Consider the following 26,407-nt stretch of genomic DNA (forward strand, 5'->3'; position numbering starts at 1 on the left):
ATCCCTGGCTGTCGCCGTTCAGGCGATTTCGACCGAGTAATTCTCAATCACCGTGTTCGCCAGAAGCTTGTCGCACATGGCTTTCAGGTCGGCTTCGGCCTTGGCGCGGTCGGCGCTTTCCAGCTCGATGTCGAACACCTTGCCCTGCCGCACATGGCCAACGCCATTAAAGCCGAGCGTGCCGAGCGCGCCTTCGATGGCCTTGCCCTGCGGGTCGAGAACGCCGTTCTTCAGCGTGACGGTCACGCGCGCCTTGATCACTGCCAACTCCTGAAAATTAATGCGGCTTGCCCTTGCCGTTGCCCGACGTGACGAGCACCGGGCCGGACGGGCGCGGGGGCTCGTTCTCGTTCATGATGCCGAGGCGGCGCGCGACTTCCTGATAGGCTTCGACAAGCCCGCCCATGTCGCGGCGGAACCGGTCCTTGTCGAGCTTGTCCTGCGTCGCGACGTCCCACAGCCGGCACGAATCCGGCGAGATCTCGTCGGCGACGACGATGCGCATCATCTCGCCCTCGTAGAGGCGGCCGCATTCGATCTTGAAGTCGACGAGCTGGATGCCGACGCCGAGGAAGAGGCCGGAGAGGAAATCGTTGACGCGGATGGCGAGCGCCATGATGTCGTCGAGTTCCTGCGGCGCCGCCCAGCCGAAGGCCGTGATGTGCTCTTCGGAGACCATCGGATCGTCGAGCGCGTCGGCCTTGTAGTAGAATTCGATGATCGAGCGCGGCAGGACCGTGCCTTCCTCGATGCCGAGCCGCTTGGCGAGCGAGCCGGCGGCCACGTTGCGGACCACGACCTCGAGCGGGATGATCTCGACTTCCTTGATCAACTGCTCGCGCATGTTCAGGCGGCGGATGAAGTGGGTCGGGATGCCCATCCGGTTGAGATGGGTGAAGATGTGCTCGGAAATCCGATTGTTGAGCACGCCCTTGCCGTCGACCACTTCGTGCTTCTTCTTGTTGAAGGCGGTGGCGTCGTCCTTGAAGAACTGGATCAGCGTGCCGGGCTCGGGGCCTTCATAGAGAATCTTGGCCTTGCCTTCGTAGATGCGGCGGCGACGGTTCATGGCGGTCTCTGGTCTCGGTGGCCGGAACGGATAGGGCCCGGCAGCCTGTCATCCGCAGGAATTGCGGAAGGTTACTGAACTTGCCCGCTCTCTAGCGCATGTGACCCCTGGGCTCAATCACCAAATGACCGCGCCCACAGGCGAGCGCGTGCCGACCGATTGGCTCTTTCGCCCCGCCATTCTTGCCGCCATATTGGCCGTGGCGTCCATGGGCAACGTGGCCGCTGCCGCAAGGGCATGAAATCGCAGTGATGATGAGGTTGGCCGATGAGCCTGAAGGATCGCGAAGAAGGGTTCGAGCGCAAGTTCGCCCATGACGAGGAGCTGAAATTCAAGGCCATGGCGCGCCGCAACAAGCTGCTCGGGCTCTGGGCGGCGGAAAAGCTGGGCAAGAACGGCGACGAGGCCGACGCCTATGCCCGCGAAGTGGTCGCATCGGATTTCGAGGAAGCGGGCGACCACGACGTCTTCCGCAAGATCCGCAAGGATTTCGACGAAGGCGGCGTGCAGCAGTCCGATCACCAGATTCGCCGCACGATGGAGGAACTGCTCGCGACCGCAGTCCGTCAGATCGAGGCGTCGTGAACCTCGCCGCGCGCCTTCGGGCCGGGCAAACCGTCTTCACCGCTTGGTCGGGCATACCCGATGCCGTGACGGTCGAGGCCGTCGCGGCGACCGGCTTCGGTGCCGTCACGCTCGACATGCAGCATGGCGGCCACCACGAGGACAGCGTCCTGCGCGGCCTTGCCCCGGTCATCTCGGCCCGCAAGCATCCGATCGTGCGCATTCCGGTCGGCCGCTTCGACATGGCGAGCCGCGCGCTCGATTTCGGCGCCGAGGCCGTGATCGCGCCGATGGTAAATTCGGTCGAGGAGGCCGAGGCGTTCGCCCGGTCGATGAAATATCCGCCGCTCGGCTCGCGTTCCTGGGGCCCGGTCTTCGCGATGCCGCGCTACGGGATCGCCGATTCGGCCGCCTGGCTTTCGGGCCAGAACGCGGCGACGCTTTCGCTGGCGATGATCGAGACCCGCCAGGCGCTGGATGCGCTCGACGGCATTCTAGCCGTGCCGGGCATCGATGGCGTCTTCGTCGGCCCGTCCGACTTTTCCATCGCGTGGACCGAGGGTAGGGCGGTCGATCCGGCGCTGCCGGAAATGGTCTCCACGATCGAGGACATCGCTCGCCGCGCCACCGACGCCGGCAAGCTGGCCGCGATCTATCTGGTCGATCCGAAGCTCGCGCCCCGCTATCAGGGCATGGGCTACCGCCTGATCGCCCTGGGGTCGGACCAGCGCTACATTGCGATGGGCGCCCAGGCCCTGCTCGACGCCGCTAAGGCGTGAGCTGCGAGACGAACTTGGCGAAGGTCAACGTGCCTTCCGGCCACGGTCCGTGGCCGGATTCGGCATTGATGTGGCCGCGCTCGCCAGCGTCGATGAACAGCGAGCCCCAGGCGCCGGCGATGTCCTCCGCCACGTCGAACGCGCAGAACGGGTCGTTGCGGCTCGCCACCGTGATCGACGGGAAGGGCAGCGGGTCGCGCGGATAGGGCCCGAACGTCATCAGGTGCTTCGGCCGCACGTTCGGATTGGCGACGTCGGGCGGCGCGACGAAGAACGCGCCGGCAATCTTGTTGCGAAATTCCGGAACCGCCTGCACCGCAGTCGCGACCCCGAGCGAATGCGCAACCAATACGACCGGCTTGGTGGCATCGTTCACCGCCGCGACGAGACGGGCCTTCCAGTCGGCCAGAACCGGCTTCGACCATTCGGCCTGCTCGACCCGGCGCGCGCTCGAAAGTTTTTCCTCCCAGCGCGTCTGCCAGTGATCCGGCCCGGAATTGGTGTAGCCTGGAATGATGAGGATGTCGGCGTCTTTGGCTTTCATGGCGCGCCATGTAGCGAGCGCCGCCGCCATGCGCAACCTCGACGGCACTGTTCCGCAATTGCGAACGAGTTGTCGTCGAAATCGAAATTGCATTGAACAGTCGCGCATACGATCTTGTCGGCATCTGCGGAGTCATCCGCCAAGGAGATCATCATGACCGAACTGCCGTTCTCGGCGACCACGCCGACGCATATCGCCAAAGTCGGGTTGAAGGCGCGCGACGCCGACGCGCTTGCGAAATTCTATCGTCAATTGCTGGGCCTTTCCGAACTCGCCCGCCGCGACGGCGCCATCATTCTTGGCGTCGAAGGCCGCGAGTTGCTGGAGATCGACAGCGCTCCGTCGGCGAAGCTCGACGATCCGCGCAGCTCCGGTCTTTTCCACACCGCCTTCCTGCTGCCGACCCGTAAGGATCTCGCCCGTTGGGTGCGCCATGCCGGCGAAAGCCGCTTCGCGGTGACGGGCGCGTCCGACCACCTCGTCAGCGAAGCGCTTTATCTGAACGACCCCGAGGGCAACGGCATCGAGATCTACGCCGACCGGCCGAAGGAAACGTGGAAAAAGAACGCTGGCGACATCGCCATGGCGACGGAGCGCCTGGACATCGAAAACCTGCTCGGCGAAATCGACGCCTCTATGCCCGCATGGAGCGACGCGCCTGAAGCGACGGTCGTCGGCCACGTCCATCTGCGCGTCGGCGATCCGAAAGCGGCCGAAGACTGGTGGCATTCCGAACTCGGCTTCGACACGATGGCGCGCTACGGCTCGCAGGCCGTGTTCCTCGCCTCGGGCGGCTACCACCACCACATCGGGGCGAACAGTTGGGCAAGCGCCGGAGCCGGCCCGCGCGATCCCGATCGCGCCGGCCTCGCCTATATGGAACTGGCGTCGAGCGACCACGCGGCACGCACGCTTCGCGATCCTTGGGGGACGGAAATTCGGGTGACGGCTGCGTAGGTGCCAATGCGAAGAAGTCCGCGTCAGGGGAAACGCGGACTTCTTACTGGAGGGGGTCTTCTCGTCTCGCTGCGTCGGTGAGGGGATCCGTTGCAGCTATGCGGGAATAATGTGCGGACAGCTTTCCGGTTCCCAATCACATGCCCATTCCTTCAATCACAAGGCTGTGAGCGGCAGATTGGAGGGAATTGATCGATGATCCGCCCGTTCAAGATTCATTTGGCCGGTGAGGTATATCCCGGTCGATGGAGGAACGCTCATGCTGCAAGTCGGGAACAATCACCACGCGGATGACAACGCCACCATGGCCGCGATCCACAACCGTCTCGATCTTCTCGAAAGTCAGATCGCGACTATCGAGCGTGCCCTGGTCGCCCGCGACCTCATGATGAAGCGCACCAGCAGGGACGATGAGCCGATCATCGTTCCGTCGGTCTATCCGACCCCGCTCGTCCGTGCGGCTTTGCCGGTCAGGACTGCTGTCGATCGAGCGCCGATCGCAAACGATGCTGTGGCGGTTCGCGCCAACCGGTGGCGCTCGCCATTCCTCGCAGGCGCGGGCATGCTTGCGGCCACGCTCCTGGCGATCGAGATCATTGCATGATTGCCGCCGCGCGCGCGATCATCGCGTCGCGCGGCATTCAGGCTAGCGGTCAGCGATTGCCGAACACGCGCGCGAAGATCGTGTCGACATGCTTGGTGTGATAGCCAAGATCGAACTTTTCGCGGATTTCCTCTTCCGAAAGCGCGGCCCGCACGTCTGAATCCTTGAGCAGTTCCTCGAGGAAGTCGGCGCCCTGTTCCCAGACGCGCATCGCGTTGCGCTGGACCAGCCGATACGAATCCTCACGGCTGACGCCCGCTTGCGTCAGTGCGAGCAGAACGCGCTGGCTCATGACGAGCCCACGGAACTTGTTCATGTTGGCGAGCATCGTCTCGGGATAGATCACCAGCTTTTCGATGACGCCCGCGAGCCGGTTCAGCGCGAAGTCGAGCGTGATCGTCGTGTCCGGCCCGATGGCCCGCTCGACGCTCGAATGGCTGATGTCGCGCTCATGCCAGAGGGTTACGTTCTCCAGTGCCGGCGTCACCGACATGCGCACGAGCCGCGCGAGACCGGTCAGGTTTTCGGTCAGCACCGGGTTGCGCTTGTGCGGCATCGCCGACGAGCCCTTCTGGCCGGGCGCGAAGAACTCCTCCGCTTCCAGAACTTCCGTGCGCTGCATGTGCCGGATTTCGGTCGCGACGTTCTCCATCGACGAGGCGATGACGCCGAGCGTGGCGAAGAACATCGCATGGCGGTCGCGCGGAATGACCTGCGTCGAGATCGGCTCCGGCTTCAGCCCGAGCTTGGCGCAGACATGTTCCTCCACCGACGGATCGATGTTCGCGAACGTCCCGACGGCGCCCGAGATCGCCCCGGTCGCAATTTCCGCCCGCGCGGCGACGAGCCTGTCGCGCCCACGCGCCATCTCGGCGTAGAAGCGCGCGAAGGTCAGGCCCATCGTCGTCGGCTCGGCATGGATGCCGTGGCTGCGTCCGATCCTGACGTCGTCCTTGTGCTCGAAGGCGCGCTTCTTCAGCGCCGCCAGCACCCGGTCCATGTCGGCAAGGAGCAGGTCCGCAGCGCGCACGAGCTGGATGTTCAGGGTGGTATCGAGCACGTCCGACGAGGTCATGCCCTGATGGACGAAGCGCGAATCCGGCCCGATGAATTCGGCCAGATGGGTCAGGAAGGCGATGACGTCGTGCTTGGTCTCGCGCTCGATCTCGTCGATCCGCTCGACATCGAATTTCGCCGCGTCACCCTTGTCCCAGATGTTCCGCGCCGCTTCCTTCGGGATGACGCCGATCTCGGCCAGCGCGTCGCAGGCATGCGCCTCGATCTCGAACCAGATGCGGAACTTCGTTTCCGGAGACCAGATGGCGACCATTTCGGGCCGCGAATAGCGCGGGATCATGCGTCTCGTCCTGACGTTTGGGAGGCTTTCGCCCGCTCCCTAACAGACGAGGTCCAAAGGCTCAACGCTCTATAGTTTGCCGGGCACCGCGATCCAGCGATGATCGGGTCCCTCGAAGCCGACGCGCCTGACCGCGATCAGCACCACGAACACCGGCTCGCCGCCCTCCGGGAAGAAAGTCTGTACCGCACCGATCCGGTAGCCGAGCGGGCAATTGCGGCTTTCCGGAACGCTTTCGTCCTCGTGCAAAAGCTCCGTTGCCACCCCGCCTTCATGGCTCACCTTGAGCAGCCGGAACCCGACATGGCGCTCGGCCGCGAACGCACAGTTTTCCGGCACGTCGAACGCAATCTCCTCGAGCCGGATCGCAAGCGGCGGGTCGATCGGCGGGAACACCGGCCGCGGATTGACCTCCATCGCAAGCGGATCGGCTGAAATCTCGGTCACCGCATTCGCCCCAACCGTAAAGCCTCGGTTCGCGGCGAGCTCGTCCTCATCGACGATGTCGGCCCCCTGCAGCCGCGCCTTGGCCCGCGCGTCCGCGATCGACGCGTCCTGCTCCTCCGAAAGCACCCGGATCGGCGTGCCGGTGACGAAGCTGTCGGTCGCGGTCTCGATATAGTAGCGATTGGCGTAGGCGAAACCCGACCCGTCCTGGATGCCATATTCCTCGAACGCGAAGATCGCGCCGTCCGCGCCAAATCCCAGAATGCCCAATTCGGCGGTATCCCCGGCCGCAGCAGGTCCGGCAAGGAGCATCGCAACGACGGCAATCAGCGAACGCATCGGCGTCTCCTATGTCCTCGACGACCAGACCGGCATCATATCACCCGCCATGGCGCTCGCGGCATGAACGCCTCGCGCGATCGCCCGCGCCATGGTCGCCGCCGCGGCCGCATGGAAATCCATCTCCATTGCCGGATCGAGCCGTGCCGCATTGCGCCCCGTCGCCAGCGAAAAGACGAGATCGCCGTCATAAGGCGTATGCGCCGGCCAGATCGCACGCGCAAATCCGTCATGCGCCGAGATCGCCAGCCGCTTCGCCGCCGCCTTGGGCAACGCCGCATCCGTCGCGATCACCGCGATCGTCGTATTGGCGACCGGCGAAACCGGGTCGCGGAACTTGATCAGCACGTCCTGCGCGGCCGTCGGCAGCGGGGAGGGCATTCCGTGCCCGCCGAACTCGTCGCCGATCTCGAAAGGCGCCGCCCAGAAATGTCGGCTTCGCCCGACCGTCACCGACCCGGTCGGATTGACCGCAACCAGCGCGCCGATGGCGATGCCGTTTGCCAGCACGGTCGAAGCCGAGCCGAGCCCGCCCTTCAGCCCCGCCGTCAGCGCGCCAAAACCCGCCCCCGCGCTGCCGATGGCAAAATCCGTATCCGCCGCCGCCACGGCCTCGAACCCGAGCTCCCGATAGGGCGGATAGCGCCCCCAATCCTTGTCGCCTTCATTGGCAAGGTCGAACAGGATCGCCGCCGGCACGATCGGCACTTTCTGCCCGCGCACCTCGAAGCCGATGCCGCGTTCCCGCAACGCCGCCTGCACGCCCGACGCCGCATCGAGCCCGAACGCCGACCCGCCCGAAAGCACGATCCCATGTACGGTCTCGACCGAATTGTGCGGCTCCAGGAGGTCCGTCTCGCGGGTCCCCGGCGCACCGCCCAGCACCTGGTAGCTGGCGATCGCGGGCGCGTCGCAAAGTACGACGCTGACGCCCGAGCGCACCTTTTCGTCATGGACATTGCCGACGGAAAGCCCCGCCACGTCGGTGATCAGATTGCGCGGCCCGGCCCTGAACGCCATCAGTCCACCGGCACGAAGCTGGAACCGTCGAACCGGTAGCTGCGGTAAATCTGGCCTTCCATGTCGCCCTTCGCGTCGAACTCGACCGACCCGATGATCGTCTTGAACCGGCCGTCGCCGATCGTTTCGCCACCCTCCGAAGCCGCAACCGCGATCTCAACCGCCGCATGGACCGGCAGGAAATAGCCCTGTTCCTCCGCCGGCTTTTCGCCGTCAGGCGCGACCGCATCTTCCCACTGCGTCGCCGCGATCATCACGATCCCTTCGGCAAGAGGCGTTTCGCCCGCCGCGCGCAGCGCTTCGCCGCCGGCGATCGTCAGCGCATAGTCCAGCCCGGCCGCATCGCGCGCCATGATCGCGATGTCCTCGCGGTCGCCGCCGACGAAGACATGGGTCGCGCCCGAACGCCGCAACCGCCCGACGAGCCCGATCTGGTTGTCGAGTTGCGGCCGGAACGTATCGACGAAGACCGGGACCAGACCCGATTCTTCCGCCGCGATTCGAACCGTCTCCGCGATCTCGCGGCCGTAGATCGTGCCATCGTCGACGATGGCGAAAAGCGATCCGCGCCAGTTGTCGATCACATAGCGCGCCGCGGCATCGCGTTCGGCATCGGCGCGCGGCCCCAGCCGGAACACCTGCCAGCCGGTGCGCTCGCGCCTGTCGGTCAGGCTGTCCGTACGGATGCCGGTGGCGATGACCGGAATGCCCGCCTCGGTCAGGATCGGCAGCGCCGCCTCGATCGCCTCGGTGCACAGAAACCCGACCACCGCCGAAACGCCGTCTTCCACGAAGCGCCGCGCCGCAGCACTGCCTCCTTCGCTCGTACAGGCATCCGTCTCGATGATGAGCTCGCCATCGACCGCGTCGATTGCCGCCTGCGCGCCCGCGCGCATCTGCGCTTCGAGCAGCGGCGCCGTCTCGCCTCCCGGTACGGCCAACCCGATGCGCGTCTGCGCGCCGGCGCTCGTGCAGGCCAGCGTCAGGGCGCCGAGAAGAAGGACGGATTTGAGACTGTGCGGCATCGATGGTTTGCTGACCGGCCAGGCTGTGAAGGCTGCGTTCACAGGTAAAGGCTGGCAGCCGTGCGCGCAACCGGCTAATCGGGAGAGACGTGCTTGGTGGTGATTGTACGGCGCCCTATATGCGCCGTGTTCGATGAAGGGGTGGCCGTGCTCGACAAGAGACAAGTTGATTCCGGACTTTACCGCGATGCGATGGCCCGTTTCGCAGGCGCAGTCCACGTCGTCACCACCGACGGAACGGCCGGGCGGCGCGGCGTGACGATCATCGCCGGCTGCTCAGTATCCGACAACCCGCCGACGGTGCTCGTCTGCCTCAGCCGCGTGAAGCCGGACAATGACGTCTTCGCCGAAAACGGCGTCTTCGCGCTCAACACGCTGTCTTCGCGCCAACGCGCGCTTGCCGATGCCTTTTCGGGCCTGACCGGTCTGAGCCAGAAGGATCGCTTCGCGCTCGGCGAATGGGAAACCGGCCAGACCGGCGCCCCGGTGCTCGTCGGCGCCTTGACCTCGTTCGACTGCCGCATCATCGAAACCAAGGAAATCGCCACCCACCGCATACTTTTCGGTGAAGTGACAGGCATCCGCATCGGCGATAGTCTTTCGCCATTGATCTATCAGGATCGTCGCTACCACAGTCTTGAAACCTGATCGGTTTCACCCGGAGCCCCCATGTCGACAGCCCATCCGCGTCCCATACCGAACTCGATCGACGAGACGCTGGAGCTGCTGAAATCCGCCGATTATGTCGGCGATCGCGCCCTTGCGACGGTGCTGTTCCTCAGCCTGCGCATGGGCCGTCCGCTGTTCCTCGAAGGCGAAGCCGGCGTCGGCAAGACCGAGATCGCCAAGGTGCTCGCCTCCGCCCTCGGCCGCCGCTTGATCCGGCTCCAGTGCTATGAAGGCCTCGACGTTTCCTCCGCCGTCTATGAGTGGAACTACGCCGCGCAGATGATCGAAATCCGCATGGAGGAAGCCGCCGGCGAAGTGAAGCGCGACGCGATGGAGCGCAACGTCTTCTCCGAGAAATACCTGATCCGCCGCCCGGTCCTCGACGCGCTGTCCGGCGAAGAGGGCGCTGCCCCCGTCTTCCTCATCGACGAACTCGACCGCACCGACGAGGCTTTCGAGGCCTTTCTGCTCGAAATCCTCTCCGACTTTCAGGTCACGGTGCCCGAACTCGGCACGATCAAGGCCAAGGAGCCGCCGATCGTCATCATCACCACCAACCGAACCCGCGAAATCCACGACGCGCTGAAGCGCCGCTGCCTCTACCACTGGGTCGACTATCCGACCGCCGAGCGCGAACTGGAGATTGTCGCCCGCAAGGTGCCGCAGGCCAATGAGCGCCTGTCGGCCGAGGTCGTCGCCTTCATCCAGCGCCTGCGCCAGATGGACCTTTTCAAGGTGCCCGGCGTCGCCGAGACGATCGACTGGGCGAGCGCGCTCACCGAACTCGACAAGGTCGCGCTCGACCCCGAAACCGTGTCGGATACGATCGGCGTGCTCCTGAAGTATCAGGACGACATCGCCCGCATCGGCCAGGGCGAGGGGCGGCGTATCCTGAACGAGGTGAAGTCCGAACTGGCGGCAGCCGAATAGCCATGAACGCGGCGCGCAGCGAAGCCGAAGGCCGGATCGCCGACAACATCGTCTATTTCGCCCGCACCTTGCGCAAGGCCGGCATGCGCGTCGGCCCGGCCGCGGTCAAGGTTGCGATCGAGGCGGTCCTCGCCGCTGGCATCGGCACCCGCGAGGATTTCTACTGGACGCTTCATGCCGTGCTGGTGAACCGGCGCGAGGATCACGCGACCTTCGACGAAGCATTCCGGCTCTACTGGCGCTCGCGCGAGCTGATCGAGAAAATGATCGCCATGTTCTCGCCCGTCGCGCCCGACATGAAGGAAAAGTCGAAGCCGAAACCGGCCGAAAGCCGCGTCTCCGAAGCCCTTCTCGGCCAGAACGACCGCCAGACGAAGCAGGAAATCCCCGAAATCGAGTTCGACGCCCGCTTTTCCGTGTCGGGAAACGAAGTGCTGCGCGCCAAGGACTTCGCCCAGATGAGCGCGCGCGAGCTCATCGAGGCGCGCGCCGCCATCGCCCGCCTCACTTTGCCGGCCGACCATGTCACGACGCGGCGTTTCCGCCCCGATCCACATGGCAGCCGCGCCGATCCGCGCGCCATGATGCGCCAGGCCCTGCGCACCGGCGGCGACCTGATGCTGCCGCGCTTCAAATCCGCGCGCACCGTCCACCCGCCGCTCGTCGTCCTGGCCGACATTTCCGGCTCGATGAGTCAGTATTCCCGCATCTTTCTGCACTTTCTTCATGCGCTTAGCGAGAAGCGCAGCCGCGTCCACACCTTCGTCTTCGGCACCCGTCTGACAAACCTCACGCGCCAGATGCGCCACCGCGATCCGGACGAGGCGCTGGCCGAGGCCGCCGCCGCCGTCAAGGACTGGTCGGGCGGCACGCGCATCGGCGAGACGCTGCACGAGTTCAACCGGCTCTGGTCGCGGCGCGTGCTGGGGCAGGGCGCCGTCGTGCTCCTCATCACCGATGGTTTGGAGCGCGACGATACGGACCTGCTCGCCCGCGAGATGGACCGCCTGCACAAATCCTGTCGCCGCCTGATCTGGCTGAACCCGCTCCTGCGCTTTGACGGTTTCGAGCCGCGCGCACGCGGCGTGCGCGTCATGCTCGATCATGTCGACGAGTTCCGCGCCGTCCATTCGCTCGACGCGTTGACCGACCTCGTCGCCTCGCTGTCGACGAAAAGCCGCCAGACGACCGACCCGCGACAGTGGCTGGCCCTTGGCAAGGGCAGGGCGGCGTGACCATATCCGGGTTGGAGGTAAACGCCATGACATCTGATCTTCTCGGACAGGGAACCGATCCGCTCGCGCTGGCCGAGCGCTGGGTCGGCGAAGGCCGCAAGGTCGCGCTCGCCACCGTCGTCGAGACGTGGGGCTCGGCACCGCGCCCCGTAGGCAGCCACCTCGTCATCGATTCCGAAGGCAATTTCGAAGGCTCCGTCTCGGGCGGCTGCGTCGAGGGCGCGGTCGTCGGCGAAGCCATCGACGTGCTCGAATCACGCGCGCCGAAAATGCTCGAATTCGGCGTCGCGGACGAAACCGCCTGGCAGGTCGGTCTCTCCTGCGGCGGCCGCATCAAGGTCTATGTCGAGCCCGTCGCCTGACCATGGATATCGACCTTCTCAAACAGGCCAATGCCGAACGCTCCGCTCGCCGAGCGGTCATCCTCGCGACTGATCTCGAAACGGGCGCCGCCACACTCCACCGCGAGTCTGACCGGCGCGACGGCGACCTCGGCGTTGCGCTCACCCGCGCCTTCGATTCCGCAAAATCCGGCAATGTCGAAGTCGATGGCCGGCAACTGTTCCTCAACGTCCACGTTCCGCCGGCGCGGCTGGTCGTCATCGGCGCGGTTCATATCAGCCAGGCCCTTGCCCCCATGGCGCGCCTTGCCGGCCTCGACGTCGAGATTATCGATCCCCGCACCGCCTTCGCCACGCCCGAACGCTTCCCCGACACGGCCTTGAGCGCCGAATGGCCGGAAACGGTGCTCACGACCCGCCCGCTCGACGCCTTCACCGCACTCGCCGCCCTCACGCACGATCCGAAGATCGACGACTTCCCGCTCGAAGCCGCGCTGCGCGCCAACTGTTTCTATGTCGGCGCGCTCGGCAGCCGCAAGACGCACGCCAAACGCGTCGAGCGCCTTGTCGCGGCAGGCTTGAGCGAAGCCGAGATCGCCCGCATCCGCGCCCCGATCGGCTTTGCCATCGGCGCCGCCAGCCCCGCCGAGATCGCCGTCTCGGTCCTCGCCGAGATCATCGGCGCCCTGCGCACCCGCGCCTCGCGGCAGATGGAAGCGCAGGCGTGAAGTTCGGCCCGCTGCCGCTCGACCAGGCCGACGGCGCGCTCCTCGCGCATTCCCTCTCCGTGCCTGGCCTGCGCCTGAAAAAGGCGCACCGCCTCTCCACAACCGACATCGCAGCCTTGCGCGCCGCGGGCATCGAATCCGTCATCGGCGCTATGCTCGAATTTGGTGACGTCCCCGAAAACGAAGCCGCCGCCCGCCTTGCCGCTGCCCTTTCCATCGACGGTTGCGAAGTCCGTGAACCCGCCACAGGCCGCGTCAACATCCACGCCCGCGACGCTGGTGTCTTCACCGTCGACCGCGCGATCATCGACGCGATTAACCGCATCGATCCGGCCCTGACCATCGCCACGCTCGCCCCTTTCGACACCGTCGAGCCCGGCCAGATGGTCGCCACCGTCAAGATCATTCCCTTCGCCGCCCCCGAAGCCGCACTTCGGGCCGCCATCGACGCTGCCGGCGCTCGCGAGGCCTTCGCCGTCCACCGCTTCCGCTCGCGCCGCGTCGCTGTCATCCAGACCACGCTTCCCGGCGTGAAGTCGAGCATCCTGGACAAGACCACCCGCGTCACCAGCGACCGTCTGTCCCGCTCGCACAGCACCTTGGCGACGGAACTTCGCGTCCCACACGAAGACGAAGCGCTCGCCTCCGCCCTTTCGAACCTCGACCCCGCAACCGACCTCGTTCTCGTCTTCGGCGCCTCGGCGCTCTGCGATTGGGACGACGTCATCCCCGCCGCCATCCGCCGCGCCGGCGGCACGGTCGAGCGGGCCGGAATGCCCGTCGATCCCGGCAACCTCCTCGTCCTCGGCTCGATTTCCGGCCGCACGGTCATCGGTGCGCCCGGCTGCGCCCGAAGCCCCAAGCCCAACGGATTTGACTGGGTGCTGGACCGCCTGATCGCCGACCTTCCCGTCACCGCCGCCGACATCGCCGCGATGGGCGTCGGCGGCCTGCTGATGGAAATCCCCGTCCGTCCGCAGCCGCGCGATCTCGCCCCCGCCGAGACGCGCCCGATTGTCCACGCCGCCATCCTCGCCGCCGGCCGCTCCAGCCGCATGCACGGCCCGAACAAGCTCCTCTCCGAATTCGACGGCAAACCCTTGATCCGCCGCGTTGCCGACGCCGTTACGTCCTCCCGCGTGGACGCGACCCACATCGTCCTCGGCCATCAGCGCGACCGCATCGCCGCCGCCCTCGACGGCCTCGACGTCGCCTTCGTCGACAACCCAGACTACGCCGATGGCCTCTCCGCCTCGCTGAAGGCAGCCGAGCGCGCACTTTCCCCGGAAGTGAGCGGCCTCCTCGTCGTCCTGGGCGACATGCCCGGCGTCACCGCAAGCGCCATCGACGCCATGCTCGACGCCTTCGCCCGCTCGGGCGGCCAGGCCATCATCCGCGCCACCGATGCCGGCAAGCGCGGCAATCCCGTACTCCTGCCACGCGCGCTTTTCGCCGAAATCGAGCGGATCGAAGGCGACACCGGCGCCCGCCATCTCGTTGAGGGCGCCTCCCTGCCGGTCGTCGACGTCGAGCTGGGCGCTGCCGCCAGCCTCGATCTCGACACGCAGGACGCCGTCCGCCTTGCCGGCGGCAACATAGTGGAAGACGCATGACACGCCTGATCCTCGCCGCCGCACTCCTCGCCGCCACGCTCGCCCCCGCCGCCGCCGAACTGCTCGCGCCCTCCAAGGACCGCCTCTTCGCTCTCCCGGCCACCATCGAGACGAGCGACGACGGCGCCCGCATCGTCGTCGACTACAAGGAAATGCGCGACATCAACGGCCGCGACGAAATCCCCGAACGCCGCGCCCATGCGACCTATGTCGACCTCTCCGTCCGCCGCGCCCAGCGCGACGTCACGGTCCAGACACCGGCCGGCAACATCCCGCACATCGCTGTCGGCAAGCCGGAAGGCGCGCGCTTCATCGTCGCCTATCTCCACGGCCAGGGCGGCAATCGCGGGCAGGGCGCGGACGATTTCACCTTCGGCGGCAATTTCAACCGCATCAAGAACCTCGCCGCCCAGAATGGCGGGCTCTACCTCTCGCCCGACTTCGCCGATTTCGGCGCGACCGGCGCAGGGCAGGTGGCGGCGCTCCTGAAAACCTACGCCAACGCCTCACCGCAGGCGTCAGTCTTCGTCGCCTGCGGCTCCGCCGGCGGCGCGATCTGCTGGCAACTTGCGCAGGATGCCGATCTCGCACCCCGCCTCGGCGGCCTGCTCCTCCTCGGCTCGCACTGGGACGAAAACTTCCTCAAAAGCCCCGCCTTCCGCGCCCGCGTGCCCGTCTATCTCGGCCACGGCAGCCGCGACCGCGTCTTCCCGGTCGAGCGCCAGGAAGCATTCTTCCGCGCGATCCGCTCTGCGTCCGGCTATCCCGCTCGCTTCGTCCGCTTCGAGAGCGGCAGCCACGGCACGCCGATCCGCATGACCGACTGGCGCGAGATCATCAACTGGATGAGCGAACGCCGATAAACGCCTATGGCGCCTCGCCGTAGCCGATAATCTGCTCGGGATTGATCTCGCCATCATAGGTCGCATCGACCTCGTATGAGACCAGCGAGAATGCGCCATAGCGGAAGATCCAGCGCCCCGAAGCCGAAGCGTCGCCGACGCCCCGCCACTTCTCCGACGAGACGATGGCCTGCGTGTCGGGGTCGTAACTCGAATTGACCAGTTCGACGCGGGTGATCATGCCAAGCTGCGTCATCTCATCGACCGCACCCTCCAGATCGTCGTTCTCATAGCGGATGTCGAGTTCGGGAACCGCGAACGACACCGGCTCCACCGGGCCCTCGCCATCGCTCATCAGGTAGACCTGGCTGATATTGTAAGCTCCGCCATTGCAGAAAAACTGGAAAAGCCGCGCCGTGCGCAGCGGATCGTCCGACGTCTCGTGCATGTAGCGATAGCCGATCTCGAAACTTTGCGGCTCGAGTTCCTCGGCGCCGACGCCCTCCGTCGCCCCGCCGCCGCAACGTTCGGCAAAGCTCGCCGCAAAAACCCGTTCCGCCTCGAGCAGCGCCGCGTCGGTCGGCGGCAGTTCCTCGCCGGCGCAGTCCTGCGGCAAGGCCTCCGGTCCGAATTCGACTTCCGTCTCCTGCAGGTCGCCATCCTCGATCGCCATCGGCGTGTAGCCTTCGGCAAAATTCGCCGGGTTCGGCGCCTGCAGCGTGTAGCACCCGGCATAGACCGTCTCGGTTCCGTCCTCGGCGACGGAACGTAACACGAGCGGCTGGCGGTAGTAGACGCTGCCCGCCGCCCCTTCCTCCGCCGCCGCGCCGAGCAGGAGCTCGCTCGTCTCGGCATCGGCGAAACCGTCCGCATAGGCCTCGACGCTGTCGGCCGGCGGATTGGCGAAATAGGAATAGGCGCGCGCGAATTCCTCGCGGTCGATCGCATTGTAGAGCGAGCGGATGACGGCATCGGGCGCCGAGCGATCGTCGACGAACGCCGTCTGGCTGAAGGCGGAAGTGCTCAGGAGAAGAGCAGGCACGCCGATCGAGACGAGCTTGCGCATGGGCTGACCTCGCGAATCATGTCCCTTCATGATCGCCAAGTCAGCCATTCATTGGCGGCAATGTCTAGAATCGGCGCTTGGACGCCATGTCGCGGGCGATGTGCGGAAAATCGGCCGGCTTGATGCCGAGGTCCGACAGTTCCGCGCTGTCCATCGCATTGAGGATCAGCATGCCGCGCGACTGGCGGTTGGCGCGCAACGGTCGCGGCTTGGCGAAGAATTCAGTGAAAATGCCCATGGATCGTCTCCGAAGTTTCGATCCTCCCATACGGAAGATGGCATCGGGCAGGGCGGTTGTGCAGTGCAATATCTGCACGGCTCCCATGCGTTTCACTCCTGCACGATGGGAACCTTTCTTAGGAAATGCCTGTTACCTAAGCGAGAACAATGAATGGCTGGGAGGCCTCGATGTCCGGCGCACGCGCCAAGAGCTTCGGCGATCTGCTCGACGATCTGATTTCGCACGAGCAGGCGGAACGTCTCGATGTCGGCCCCGCGCCATCGCTCCAGGGCGATCTTCTCGACCAGATCGAGCGCATCCAGGCCTCGAACGCGCCGCTGTTCGAGCCATCGGCCCGGCAGGCCTATCTGGAGCCGACCCTCGCGCCGGAAATCCTCGAGGCGCTCGATACGCTGATGCCCGAACTATCGACCGACCCGCACGACATCGCGCTCGAACTCGGCATCGGCAGCCTGCACACAGTCGCCGACCTCGATCGCGCCCGCCGACGCTTCGCCTTCGAAAACCACCCCGACCGCCTTGCGCCGCACCTGCGCGAACGAGCAGCCGAACGCATGGGCATCGCGAACGGCCTGATCGATACGGCAAAGGCGACGATGGCCGAGTAGGCCGTCAGCCGAACGGGCAACGCTGGTTTTTCCGAATTGACCCCCACCCTTTATCCCTCCCCACAAGGGGGAGGGAGGGCGTACACGTCGTGCCCAACCTTCAAGCCAGTTGCCGCATCGACGGGAAAAACCCAACGCCGGCGACTCCCTCACCCTTGTGGGAAGGGATACAGGGTGGGGGTCCCCTTCAAGAAAACCAGACCGCAACCGCCCCGACTGCCGCCAGATCCCTACCAGCTCCCCGTATTCTCCATCGAAGCCCAGGGCTCTGCCTTTTCCTTCGCTGGCCCCTTCTGCAGCAGCTCGACCGAAATCCCGTCGGGCGATCTGACGAAAGCCATGTTGCCGTCGCGCGGCGGGCGGTTGATGACGACGCCCATGTCTGCCAGCCTCTGGCAGGTCTCGTAGATATCGTCGACCTCGAAGGCGAGATGGCCGAAATTCCGGCCGCCTTGATAGTTTTCGGGGTCCCAATTATAGGTCAGTTCCAGTAGCGGCGCCTTCTTCGACTTGCCGGCTTCCACATCTTCCGTTGCGGCAAGAAAGATGAGCGTGAAACGCCCCTGTTCGCTTTCGATCCGGCGAACTTCCTGCATTCCCAGCTTGTTGCAGTAGAAGTCGAGCGATTCGTCGATGTCCTTGACGCGGACCATCGTGTGCAAGTAGCGCATTTTGCTATCCTTTTCAGATGTGCGGCCGGTTTTCCGTCGACGCGATAGATATGGTCCCGCTCGCGCGGTGGCAACCGCCGTGCCATATGCCGTTCCAAGTGTCGTGCCAGTATTTCGCCGTCCTTGCGGCGAAAAAGCCACAATCGGGCCTTGCACCGACCCGAACGCCCGATGTTATCTTAGACGCCAAGAATCAGGTGTGGCGTGTCTTGGAAGGGGTCGGGCATGGGGGAAATTGCCTCAGGGGCAGGGAGTCTGGCTACGAAGGCGAACCCGGCTGACAGCGACGGTGAAAGATCGGACCTGATCGAGGCTTCCGGCGCGATCAAATGGTTCGACGTCGCCAAGGGTTACGGCTTCATTCATGCCGATGACTCCTCGCTGGGCGATATCCTGATCCATGTCACCTGCCTGCGCCGGGACGGCTATCCGACGGCATTTGAAGGCGCGCGCGTCACATGCATGGTTCGCCGCGGCGAGCGCGGGCTTCAGGCCTTTCGCATTCTGTCGATGGACGCGTCGACCGCTATCCATCCATCCGACCAACCAGCAGACCGCACCCATGTCGCGGTCGTCGCGGAAAGCGGGCTGGAGCGCGCGCTGGTCAAATGGTTCAACCGGACCAAGGGCTTCGGCTTCCTGACACGCGGGGAGGGCACAGAGGACATTTTCATCCACATGGAAACCCTTCGCCGCTACGGCATAACCGAGCTGCGTCCCGGCCAGGTCGTCCTCGTCCGTTTCGGGCGCGGCGACAAAGGCCTTATGGCTGCCGAAGTTCACCCCGATATCGGGACTTTGCCGGTCGCGCATTGACGGCGTTCCAGCCTCGGTGCGCATCCATCATCGCAAAGGATCATCCGTGAACGCACGCATCGCCGCCCTTGCCCTGTCGTTTTCCTTCGTCGTCGCACCATTCGCTTCGCCGCCCGTCGCGCTCGCCCAGGAGGCGGTGCAGGGCGCTCCGATGGAGCTGCCCGTCGACGCTGCGCCTCTCACCTTCGAGGCGGATGGCGAGACGGTTTCCTTCGACATCGAGATTGCCGATACGGCCGAACGCCGTGCGCGGGGCCTGATGTTCCGCACTGACCTCCCCGAAGATCGTGGGATGCTCTTCGTCTTCGGTGAGACGCAGCCCGTCAGCTTCTGGATGCAGAACACGCCGTCGCCGCTCGACCTCGTGTTCATTGGCGAGGACGGACGCGTCATCGACATTCTGCCGGGCGAACCCTTCTCCACGGCTTCGATCGCACCGGACGGCCCGAGCCGCTTCGTTCTCGAACTGAACCAGGGTACGTCGGAACGGGTCGGACTGACCGCTGGAACCCGCCTCAATCATCCGGCGATCGACGAGGTCGCAGGCAATTGAACCTTCCGCGTCCCACGCAGCATTTCCATCATGACGGTTTCGACATCGCCTTCATCGACGAAGGCGATCGCGATGCCGATCCGATCCTGCTGGTCCACGGCTTCGCGTCCACCTTGCGCATCAACTGGGTGCAGCCCGGTTGGGTCCAGACGCTGACGCGCGAAGGCTACCGCGTCATCGCTTTCGACCATCGCGGTCATGGCGAGACGTCGAAGAGCTACGCCACGACCGACTACACGCCGACCGCGATGGCCTCGGATGCCGCAGCACTGCTCGACCATCTCGGCATTCCGCGCGCCCACGTCTTCGGTTATTCGATGGGCGCACGCGTCTCGGCCTTTCTGGCGCTCGAACATCCGGGTCGCGTCGCGACGCTCATCTTTGGCGGGCTCGGCATCGGCATGGTCGAGGGTGTCGGGGATTGGGACCCGATCGCCGATGCGCTGCGCGCGCCGTCGCTCGACGATGTCACCCACCCGCGCGGGCGCATGTTCCGCGCCTTCGCCGACCAGACGAAAAGCGACCGTGCCGCGCTCGCCGCCTGCATCGAGACCTCGCGTCAGGAACTGTCGCCGCAGGATGTCAGCCGCATCGCGCAGCCGACCCTCATTGCCGTCGGCACCACCGACGACATCGCCGGCGACGCGCAGGGTCTGGCCGATCTCATGCCCGACGCGCAGGCTTTCGACATCGTCGGCCGCGACCACATGCTGTCCGTCGGCGACCGCACCTTCAAGGCGCGGGCGCTGGACTTCCTGAAGGAGCATCCGCTTTGATCGACGAAGCCGCCATCGCCTTTCGCGGCGCCGAGGACAATCGCCTTGCCGGTTCGATCTGGGACGGCGGCGGCCAGCCCGTTATCCTGTTGCATGGCGGCGGGCAGACGCGGCACGCGTGGCAGAAGACGGCCATGCGCCTTGCCGGCAAGGGCATGCGCGCGATCACGATCGACATTCGCGGCCATGGCGATAGCGACTGGGTTGCCAGCGGAAACTACAGTTTCGCCCACTATGCCGAGGACGTAACCGCGCTTTGCGCGGCGGTTAAGCAGCGTTTTGGCCTGACGCCGTCGATCGTCGGCGCGTCTTTGGGCGGGCTTGCATCGCTGCTCGCCGAATGCCGTGATGGGCATTTGATGGACGCGTTGGTGCTGGTCGATATCGTGCCGCAGATGAACCCCGCCGGTGTCGCCCGCATCATCGGCTTCATGGGATCGCGCATGGACGAGGGCTTCGGTTCGCTGGACGAAGCCGCCGACATGATTGCCGCCTACCTGCCGAACCGCAAGCGGCCCCGCACGCTCGAAGGTCTCGCCAAGAATCTGCGCCTCGGCGAGGACGGCCGTTTCCGCTGGCACTGGGACCCCGCCTTCATGCGTGGCCCCGCCAGCATCGATGCCGATGCGCGCACCCTGCTGGGGGACGTTCTCGGCCGGCTGCCTGAACTCGATCTGCCGATCCTCCTCGTCCGGGGCATGCAGTCCGAGCTCGTGGACGAGGCGGCCGCGCGTGCGTTCGTCGGCCAGGCGAAGAATGCGCGCTATGTCGACATCGGCGGCGCCGGCCACATGGTCGCCGGAGATCGCAACGACGTGTTCTCGCAGGCCGTCATCGATTTCTTCGACGAGCAAAGCGCCGCCGCTTCGGCGTCGTAGGACGTCGCCCCCCGCGCTAGGACCAGATGTTCTTGTCGATTTTTCCCTGAAGTTCGGGATAGTCGCGCGCCTCGAAGCGGGGCGATTTTCCGGCTTTTCGCTGCGCGAAATAGTCCCGCGTCAGTTTCACGACCGTTCCCGACAGAAGCACGATGGCGATCAAATTGATCGTCGCCATCAGGCCCATCGAAGCATCCGCCGCGTTGAACACCGTCGCGACGCTTTCATACGCGCCCCAGACAACCATGCCGAGCAGCGCGAAGCGCAGGACACCGAGCGCGACGGTATTGTCCGCCCTGAGAAAGGTCATCGCATTTTCGGCATAGGAATAGTTGCCGATGATCGACGTGAAGGCGAAGAAGAAGATCGCGATGGCAATGAAGTAGAGCCCGAAGACGCCGAACTGCTCCTGCAGCGCGTTCTGGGTCAGCGTCGCGCCCTCGATGTCGCCGCCGATCTGGTAGACGTCGGAAAGCAGGATCATGATCGCGGTTGCCGTGCAGATGACCAGCGTGTCGATGAAGACGCCGAGCGCCTGGACGAAGCCCTGGGAGGAGGGGTGGTGGGGCTGCGGAGTCGCCACTGCAGCGATATTTGGTGCCGAGCCCATGCCGGCCTCGTTGGAGAAGAGCCCGCGCTTCACCCCGTTGAGCATCGCCGCCATGATGCCGCCCGCAACGCCCGCGCCCGCTTCCTGCAATCCGAAGGCGTGCGCGAAGATCATGCCGACGACGCCTGGCACTTCCGATATGTTCATCGCCAGCACGATTGCGGCCATCAGCAGATAGAGCCCGGCCATCACCGGCACCACGACCTGCGCGACGCGTGCGATCTGGCGAATGCCGCCGAAGATGACGATGCCTGCCAGGACCGCGACGACCAGCCCGACCCATAGTTTCGGAACGCCGAACGCGCCTTCGACCGCATCGGCGATCGAGTTGGCCTGAACCGCATTGAAGACGAGGCCGAAGGAGATGATCAGGAAGATCGAGAACAGCCCGCCCGCCCATGGCGCGCGCAGGCCGCGCGCGATGTAGAACGCCGGCCCGCCGCGATACTGGCCCTCTGAATTCTCGACCTTGTAGAGCTGGGCAAGCGTCGATTCGGAATAGGCCGTCGCCATGCCGACCAGCGCCACCATCCACATCCAGAAGATCGCGCCCGGCCCGCCGAGCGACAGCGCCACCGCGACGCCCGCGATGTTGCCGGTTCCCACACGCGACGCCAGGCTGATCGTCAGCGCCTGGAACGGGCTGATGCCGTGCTTGTCGGTTTCCTCGCTCTTGGCGATGACGCGGAACATCTCGCCGAAATGCACGAACTGCAGGAAGCCGAGGCGTGCCGTGAAGTAGATGCCGACGGCGAGCAGGCCGTAGACCAGCACGTAGTTCCACAAGATGTTGTTGAGGAAGTCGACGATGGCGGTCACGGCACGTCCTTCGCGCGGGTTGGCTCTTCTTGACGAAACTGTGGCAGCGCGCGGCCGATGTCGATCCCCGCCGCGGAGAAATTCACCGATCCTTCAATTCTGCGATTGTCGTTAGGTCGGCCTTAACCCAATCCGCAACGCCCGCGCGCGCCTATCCACTCCGTTAATCTTGTTGGGCCAGGGTCGGCGGCACGAAAGCGGGGAAAGTCCATGTTCAGGTTCTGGCGTTCCGAAGCCGGCAATTTCGGCATCATGACAGCAGTGCTGCTTCCAGCCCTGCTCGCCGGCGTCGGCCTGGCGGTCGACACCGCCAACATCATCAACGCGAAAGCGCGCTTGCAGAACATTGCCGACAGCGCCGTGCTGGCAGCCTCGCGAGAGAACGCGTCCGATGCCGAACGCGAGCGCCTGTTCGACGATTTCATCTCGAGCCAGATCACCGGCTCGACCATCAGCTCCGCCGTCACCGACCTGTCGACGCGCGAGGGGCTGAACTATGTCGAGGTCACCGGCCGCGTCGATGCCAAGGTCCGCCTGTTCCTGATGAACCGGATCGGCACGGACGGCGTGACGGTCTCCGCCACCTCGTTCCGCTCGACCAAGACGCTCGAGATCGCCATGGTCCTCGACAACACCGGCTCGATGGGCCAGGGCGGCATCGACGCCCTGAAGAAGGCCTCCAAGGCATTGCTCGATGCCGTCGAAAGCGAGGGCGACCCGCGCCAGGACGTCCGCGTCGGTCTGGTTCCCTTCGTGACGGCCGTCAACATCAACGGCGAGGGCTTCGACGAAGCCTGGATCGATAAGACCGGCGTGGCCGTCTACAATGGCTGGAACTTCATCGACGACACGACGCGCGCCGCGCGCCCGACCTTGAATGCCGTCCAGCGCCGCGCCGACCTGACCGACGTCCAGCGCAACGCCATTGTCGCGAGATGGGCGCATTATGCCCAGCCCGGCTGCTCGATCACTGGCGAAACGCAAGCCGCCAAGGACATGCGCGCTATGTGCGCCAATGTGAAGAAATACCCGCATCACTGGGAGCTGTTCCGCCAGTCGAAGACGGAGTGGAAGGGCTGTGTCGAGGCACGTCCCGTTCCCTACAATTTCGACCTGACGCCGCCCGATCCGTCGAAGCCCGATACGCTGTTCGTGCCCTATTTTGCCCCCAGCGAGCCCAGAACACGCCAGACCATCGGCGGCAATGACGGTGCGAACTTCAACAATGCCTGGCTCGACCACAAGACCCAGGGCCTCGACATCAACACGAATGCCGGCCGCACCGAAATCCAGCGTTCCACGGTCAAGTATTCGATCGACGGGGTCGTCAACAATCTGCCGGGCAAGTCGGTCAAGGACACCCACAACCTGACCATCGGCCCGAATCGCGCCTGCCCGACGCCGATCGTGCCGTTGACCGACGACATGGCCAAGGTGCGCACCGGCATCGACGCGATGCAGTTCTGGAACGGGTCGGGCACCAATATTTCCGAAGGCCTCGCCTGGGGCTGGCGCGTCCTGTCGCCCGAGGCGCCTTATACCCAGGCCGCGCCCTTCGGCACCGACAGCGTCTCGAAGTTCCTGGTCCTGATGACCGACGGCACCAACGTGTCCTTCGGTTCCAGCAACACGATCAACAAGTCCGACTACGGCTCCTACGGCTTCCTTGGCGCCAAGGGCATGAACAATGCCGCCAGCCGCATCGACGGCAAGACCAGCCAGGGCGAGGCGGAAAAGACGCTGAACACCTGGACGGGTTCGATGTGCACCCAGATGAAGGCCCAAGGCGTGGAGGTCTTCACGGTCCTCTACAACACCACGAACGCGGCCGTTAAGACCCTGTTCGAGAACTGCGCGACCAAGAAGGACAATTTCCACATGGCCAGCAACACGGCCGCTCTGGAAAAGGCGTTCTCGGATATCGGCCGCGCGGTTGCGGCCTTGCACCTGACGCATTGAGGCCCGGCCGGAACGATCCGCCCGCCCGCGCATTCCATCAGGTTCAACGCATCGCTTGATCCGGGGGAGTGCCATGACGATCCGCGAGTTTCGCCGCGACCGCATTTCGAAGCCCATTTTCGGCTGGGCCAAAGGCGTCATGCCGCCCATTTCGGAAACCGAGCGCGATGCGATCGATGCCGGAACGGTCTGGTGGGACGGCGAGATTTTCTCCGGCACGCCTGACTGGGACCGGCTTCTCGAAATGAAGCCGGCCAGCCTCTCCTCCGAGGAGCAGGCCTTCATGGAAGGGCCGGTCCGGCAATTGTGCGCCATGGTCGACGACTGGAAGCTCGTCTGGGAAGACCGCGACCTGCCGAAGCCCGTCTGGGATTTCCTGCGCGAGAACAAGTTCTTCGGAATGATCATTCCGAAGCGCTATGGCGGGCTCGGCTTTTCCAACACCGCCCATTCCGAGGTCGTCAGGACGATATCTTCGGCAAGCGTGACGGCTGGCGTCACCGTCATGGTGCCGAACTCGCTCGGCCCGGGCGAACTCTTGATGCACTTCGGCACTGACGAGCAGCGCGATTACTGGCTGCCGCGCCTTGCCGACGGCCGCGAGATTCCCTGCTTCGGGCTGACCTCCGCGCAGGCGGGCTCCGATGCCGCCGCGATGACCGATACCGGCATTGTCGAATATGGCGAGCACGAAGGCGAGCGCGTCCTCGGCATCCGCCTGAATTTCGAGAAGCGCTACATCACGCTGGGCCCCGTCGCGACCGTGATGGGGCTTGCCTTCAAGCTTTCCGATCCCGACAACCATCTTGGCGGCGGCACTGAGCGGGGGATTACCGTCGCGCTCCTGCCCACTTCGACGCCCGGCGTCACCCATGGTGATCGCCATGTCCCGCTCTTCACCTGGTTCCAGAACGGACCGCTCTCCGGCAAGGACGTGTTCATCCCGCTCGAATGGGTGCTGGGTGGTCCCGAGCGCGTCGGTCAGGGCTGGAAGATGCTGATGACGGCCCTTGCGGCCGGTCGCGGCATTTCGCTGCCGTCGCAGTCTGCCGCATCCGCCGCCATGTGCGCCCGCGCCACCGGCGCCTATGCGCGCGTGCGCACGCAGTTCAACGTACCGATCGGCAAGTTCGAAGGCATCCAGGAGCCGATGGCCGAGATCGCCGCGAATGCCTATCAGATCGACGCCGCGCGGCGTCTGACGGTCGCGGCGCTGGACCAGGATCACAAGCCTTCCGTCATCTCCGCCATCATGAAGTTCCACGCGACCGACCGCATGCGCCGTTCCATCGAGCATGCGATGGACATTCATGGCGGCAAGGCCATCATCGAGGGTCCGAAGAACTATCTGGGGCCGCAATACCGCTCCGTGCCCATCGGCATCACGGTCGAGGGCGCCAACATCCTGACCCGCAATCTGATGATCTTCGGGCAGGGCGCCATCCGTTCGCATCCCTATATGCTGAAGGAGCTTCTGGCCCTGTCCGACGAGGACGACGCGCGCGGTCTGGAAGAGTTCGACCGCCAGTTCTGGAGCCATGCCGGACATTCGGCGCTGAACGCGCTCAAGGCCTTCGTTCGCGGCTGGACGGGCGGGCTCGTCGCTCCGGCGCCGCGCAAGGCTGCGCTTTCCGGTCACTGGCGCCAGCTTTCCCGCTATGCCGCCGCCTTCGCGCTCCTGTCCGACCTTGCCCTACTGACGCTCGGCGGCGCGCTGAAGCGCAAGGAGATGCTGTCGGCGCGGCTGGGCGACATCTTGGCGGAAATCTATCTCGGCGCCGCCGTCTTGAAGCGCTTCGAGGATGAAGGGCGCCAGGAGGCCGACAGGCCGCTCGTCGATTTCATCATGATGCGCGGCCGCCAGCGAATGGGCGTCGCCTTCAAGGGCGTCCTCGCCAACCTTCCGGCACGATGGGCGGCCTGGCTCGTTCGCGCGATTGCGTTTCCGCTCGGCGTTCCGAACCCCGAGCCGAGCGATGCCGCGCGCACCCGCGTCGCGGAAATGCTGATGGAACCCGGCTCGCAGCGCGACCGGCTGGCGCCGGATCTCTATCTCGGGGAAGGGCATGAAGATCACGCCTTGAAGGATCTCGAGCGCGCATTCGATCTGCTTGCCGGCGTTGCACCGATCGAAAAGAAGCTTCGCGATGCAAACATGCGCGAGGTCGAGCGCGCGGTCGAGACGGGTCTCCTGTCGGCCGATGAGCACCGCCGTCTGGTCGAGGCGCGCGAGGCGGTCGCACGCGTGGTCGCCGTCGATGCCTTCCCGATGGCCGAGATTTCGCCGCTTGCCGACCAGCATCGGCCCGGCGAAAGGAAGGAATTGCCGCGCGAAGCGGCGGAATGA

General features: G+C 65.2%; 29 protein-coding genes. 18 read left to right on the plus strand and 11 right to left on the minus strand.

Annotation, left to right across the window (positions count from 1 at the left end; all coding sequences use genetic code 11):
• Positions 1-18: 18 nt before the first annotated feature.
• Positions 19-261 (minus strand): phosphoribosylformylglycinamidine synthase subunit PurS, encoded by a 243-nt coding sequence (gene purS / locus ACT6QU_RS02640; protein ID WP_444559508.1) that lies wholly within the window; start codon positions 259-261, stop codon positions 19-21.
• 16 nt (positions 262-277) lie between these two features.
• Entirely contained in the window at positions 278-1,069 is a 792-nt protein-coding gene (gene purC / locus ACT6QU_RS02645) for a phosphoribosylaminoimidazolesuccinocarboxamide synthase (RefSeq protein WP_024585909.1), read from the minus strand.
• Between the two features lie 267 nt (positions 1,070-1,336).
• On the opposite strand from purC, the gene ACT6QU_RS02650 reads away from it, so the two are divergent.
• Together ACT6QU_RS02650 and ACT6QU_RS02655 are read left to right on the plus strand one after the other, a co-directional pair.
• Complete coding sequence (locus tag ACT6QU_RS02650) at positions 1,337-1,654, plus strand: DUF1476 domain-containing protein (RefSeq protein ID WP_024585908.1); 318 nt, start codon at positions 1,337-1,339, stop codon at positions 1,652-1,654.
• Complete coding sequence (locus ACT6QU_RS02655) at positions 1,651-2,412, plus strand: HpcH/HpaI aldolase family protein (RefSeq protein WP_444565770.1); 762 nt, start codon at positions 1,651-1,653, stop codon at positions 2,410-2,412. Before ACT6QU_RS02650 ends, ACT6QU_RS02655 begins: the two co-directional genes overlap by 4 nt.
• Here ACT6QU_RS02655 and ACT6QU_RS02660 read toward each other — a convergent pair.
• On the minus strand, positions 2,402-2,956 hold the full coding sequence (locus tag ACT6QU_RS02660; RefSeq protein ID WP_444565797.1) for an RBBP9/YdeN family alpha/beta hydrolase: 555 nt from the start codon (positions 2,954-2,956) through the stop codon (positions 2,402-2,404). The two genes, ACT6QU_RS02655 and ACT6QU_RS02660, sit on opposite strands and share 11 nt — an antisense overlap.
• Positions 2,957-3,109: 153 nt before the next feature.
• Between ACT6QU_RS02660 and ACT6QU_RS02665 the strand changes: the two genes are divergently transcribed.
• Positions 3,110-3,913: a VOC family protein gene (locus tag ACT6QU_RS02665; RefSeq protein WP_444565771.1), complete on the plus strand. Its 804-nt coding sequence runs from the start codon at positions 3,110-3,112 to the stop codon at positions 3,911-3,913.
• Between the two features lie 259 nt (positions 3,914-4,172).
• Positions 4,173-4,517: a hypothetical protein gene (locus ACT6QU_RS02670; protein ID WP_444565772.1), complete on the plus strand. Its 345-nt coding sequence runs from the start codon at positions 4,173-4,175 to the stop codon at positions 4,515-4,517.
• Between the two features lie 49 nt (positions 4,518-4,566).
• Here the strand turns inward: ACT6QU_RS02670 and purB are convergent, their stop codons facing one another.
• From purB to ACT6QU_RS02690, 4 genes are all read right to left on the minus strand, one after another.
• Positions 4,567-5,874, minus strand: coding sequence for an adenylosuccinate lyase (purB, locus tag ACT6QU_RS02675; protein ID WP_444565773.1), 1,308 nt, complete (start codon positions 5,872-5,874; stop codon positions 4,567-4,569).
• Between the two features lie 69 nt (positions 5,875-5,943).
• Positions 5,944-6,660, minus strand: a complete 717-nt coding sequence (locus tag ACT6QU_RS02680; RefSeq protein ID WP_444565774.1) for a DUF2259 domain-containing protein — start codon at positions 6,658-6,660, stop codon at positions 5,944-5,946.
• A 9-nt stretch (positions 6,661-6,669) separates the two neighbouring features.
• Entirely contained in the window at positions 6,670-7,680 is a 1,011-nt protein-coding gene (locus ACT6QU_RS02685; RefSeq protein ID WP_444565775.1) for a P1 family peptidase, read from the minus strand.
• Positions 7,680-8,705 (minus strand): ABC transporter substrate-binding protein, encoded by a 1,026-nt coding sequence (locus ACT6QU_RS02690; protein ID WP_444565776.1) that lies wholly within the window; start codon positions 8,703-8,705, stop codon positions 7,680-7,682. Before ACT6QU_RS02690 ends, ACT6QU_RS02685 begins: the two co-directional genes overlap by 1 nt.
• Before the next feature lie 192 nt (positions 8,706-8,897).
• Here ACT6QU_RS02690 and ACT6QU_RS02695 point away from each other — a divergent pair, with 192 nt between their 5' ends.
• Genes ACT6QU_RS02695 through ACT6QU_RS02725 form a run of 7 tightly spaced genes read left to right on the plus strand, consistent with a single transcriptional unit; the run spans position 8,898 to position 15,084 of the window.
• On the plus strand, positions 8,898-9,353 hold the full coding sequence (locus tag ACT6QU_RS02695; RefSeq protein WP_444565777.1) for a flavin reductase: 456 nt from the start codon (positions 8,898-8,900) through the stop codon (positions 9,351-9,353).
• Between the two features lie 21 nt (positions 9,354-9,374).
• Positions 9,375-10,304 (plus strand): AAA family ATPase, encoded by a 930-nt coding sequence (locus ACT6QU_RS02700; protein ID WP_444565778.1) that lies wholly within the window; start codon positions 9,375-9,377, stop codon positions 10,302-10,304.
• 2 nt (positions 10,305-10,306) lie between these two features.
• Positions 10,307-11,539, plus strand: coding sequence for a vWA domain-containing protein (locus ACT6QU_RS02705; protein ID WP_444565779.1), 1,233 nt, complete (start codon positions 10,307-10,309; stop codon positions 11,537-11,539).
• A 26-nt stretch (positions 11,540-11,565) separates the two neighbouring features.
• On the plus strand, positions 11,566-11,901 hold the full coding sequence (locus tag ACT6QU_RS02710) for an XdhC family protein (protein ID WP_444565780.1): 336 nt from the start codon (positions 11,566-11,568) through the stop codon (positions 11,899-11,901).
• A 2-nt stretch (positions 11,902-11,903) separates the two neighbouring features.
• Positions 11,904-12,608, plus strand: a complete 705-nt coding sequence (locus ACT6QU_RS02715; RefSeq protein ID WP_444565781.1) for an XdhC family protein — start codon at positions 11,904-11,906, stop codon at positions 12,606-12,608.
• Positions 12,605-14,221: an NTP transferase domain-containing protein gene (locus ACT6QU_RS02720; protein ID WP_444565782.1), complete on the plus strand. Its 1,617-nt coding sequence runs from the start codon at positions 12,605-12,607 to the stop codon at positions 14,219-14,221. The genes ACT6QU_RS02715 and ACT6QU_RS02720 overlap by 4 nt, the downstream gene beginning before the upstream one ends.
• Positions 14,218-15,084 (plus strand): alpha/beta hydrolase, encoded by an 867-nt coding sequence (locus ACT6QU_RS02725; protein WP_444565783.1) that lies wholly within the window; start codon positions 14,218-14,220, stop codon positions 15,082-15,084. The genes ACT6QU_RS02720 and ACT6QU_RS02725 overlap by 4 nt, the downstream gene beginning before the upstream one ends.
• Before the next feature lie 4 nt (positions 15,085-15,088).
• On the opposite strand, the gene ACT6QU_RS02730 is transcribed toward ACT6QU_RS02725, so the two are convergent.
• On the minus strand, positions 15,089-16,129 hold the full coding sequence (locus tag ACT6QU_RS02730; protein WP_444565784.1) for a DUF1176 domain-containing protein: 1,041 nt from the start codon (positions 16,127-16,129) through the stop codon (positions 15,089-15,091).
• A gap of 64 nt (positions 16,130-16,193) precedes the next feature.
• The gene (locus tag ACT6QU_RS02735; RefSeq protein WP_444565785.1) at positions 16,194-16,367 is read right to left on the minus strand and encodes a hypothetical protein; all 174 of its coding nucleotides are present in this window, start codon (positions 16,365-16,367) and stop codon (positions 16,194-16,196) included.
• A 170-nt stretch (positions 16,368-16,537) separates the two neighbouring features.
• Between ACT6QU_RS02735 and ACT6QU_RS02740 the strand changes: the two genes are divergently transcribed.
• A complete protein-coding gene (locus ACT6QU_RS02740) occupies positions 16,538-16,978 on the plus strand; it encodes a hypothetical protein (protein ID WP_444565786.1) in 441 nt (146 codons plus the stop codon).
• 230 nt (positions 16,979-17,208) lie between these two features.
• Here ACT6QU_RS02740 and gloA read toward each other — a convergent pair whose 3' ends face one another.
• A complete protein-coding gene (gene gloA / locus ACT6QU_RS02745; RefSeq protein ID WP_444565787.1) occupies positions 17,209-17,649 on the minus strand; it encodes a lactoylglutathione lyase in 441 nt (146 codons plus the stop codon).
• Between the two features lie 225 nt (positions 17,650-17,874).
• Here gloA and ACT6QU_RS02750 point away from each other — a divergent pair, with 225 nt between their 5' ends.
• Genes ACT6QU_RS02750 through ACT6QU_RS02765 form a run of 4 tightly spaced genes read left to right on the plus strand, consistent with a single transcriptional unit; the run spans position 17,875 to position 20,672 of the window.
• Positions 17,875-18,465 (plus strand): cold-shock protein, encoded by a 591-nt coding sequence (locus tag ACT6QU_RS02750; protein WP_444565788.1) that lies wholly within the window; start codon positions 17,875-17,877, stop codon positions 18,463-18,465.
• A gap of 46 nt (positions 18,466-18,511) precedes the next feature.
• Positions 18,512-19,018 carry a DUF192 domain-containing protein gene (locus ACT6QU_RS02755; protein WP_444565789.1) on the plus strand — a complete coding sequence of 169 codons (507 nt, stop codon included), beginning with the start codon at positions 18,512-18,514 and terminating at the stop codon, positions 19,016-19,018.
• Complete coding sequence (locus tag ACT6QU_RS02760; protein ID WP_444565790.1) at positions 19,015-19,794, plus strand: alpha/beta fold hydrolase; 780 nt, start codon at positions 19,015-19,017, stop codon at positions 19,792-19,794. Before ACT6QU_RS02755 ends, ACT6QU_RS02760 begins: the two co-directional genes overlap by 4 nt.
• A complete protein-coding gene (locus ACT6QU_RS02765; RefSeq protein WP_444565791.1) occupies positions 19,791-20,672 on the plus strand; it encodes an alpha/beta fold hydrolase in 882 nt (293 codons plus the stop codon). Before ACT6QU_RS02760 ends, ACT6QU_RS02765 begins: the two co-directional genes overlap by 4 nt.
• A gap of 16 nt (positions 20,673-20,688) precedes the next feature.
• On the opposite strand, the gene ACT6QU_RS02770 is transcribed toward ACT6QU_RS02765, so the two are convergent.
• Positions 20,689-22,101 carry an alanine/glycine:cation symporter family protein gene (locus tag ACT6QU_RS02770; RefSeq protein ID WP_444565792.1) on the minus strand — a complete coding sequence of 471 codons (1,413 nt, stop codon included), beginning with the start codon at positions 22,099-22,101 and terminating at the stop codon, positions 20,689-20,691.
• 210 nt (positions 22,102-22,311) lie between these two features.
• On the opposite strand from ACT6QU_RS02770, the gene ACT6QU_RS02775 reads away from it, so the two are divergent.
• Positions 22,312-24,060, plus strand: coding sequence for a pilus assembly protein (locus ACT6QU_RS02775; protein ID WP_444565793.1), 1,749 nt, complete (start codon positions 22,312-22,314; stop codon positions 24,058-24,060).
• 73 nt (positions 24,061-24,133) lie between these two features.
• Positions 24,134-26,407 carry an acyl-CoA dehydrogenase gene (locus ACT6QU_RS02780; protein WP_444565794.1) on the plus strand — a complete coding sequence of 758 codons (2,274 nt, stop codon included), beginning with the start codon at positions 24,134-24,136 and terminating at the stop codon, positions 26,405-26,407.

Source organism: Aliihoeflea sp., from assembly GCF_052435475.1.
Taxonomy (GTDB): Bacteria; Pseudomonadota; Alphaproteobacteria; order Rhizobiales; family Rhizobiaceae; genus Aliihoeflea.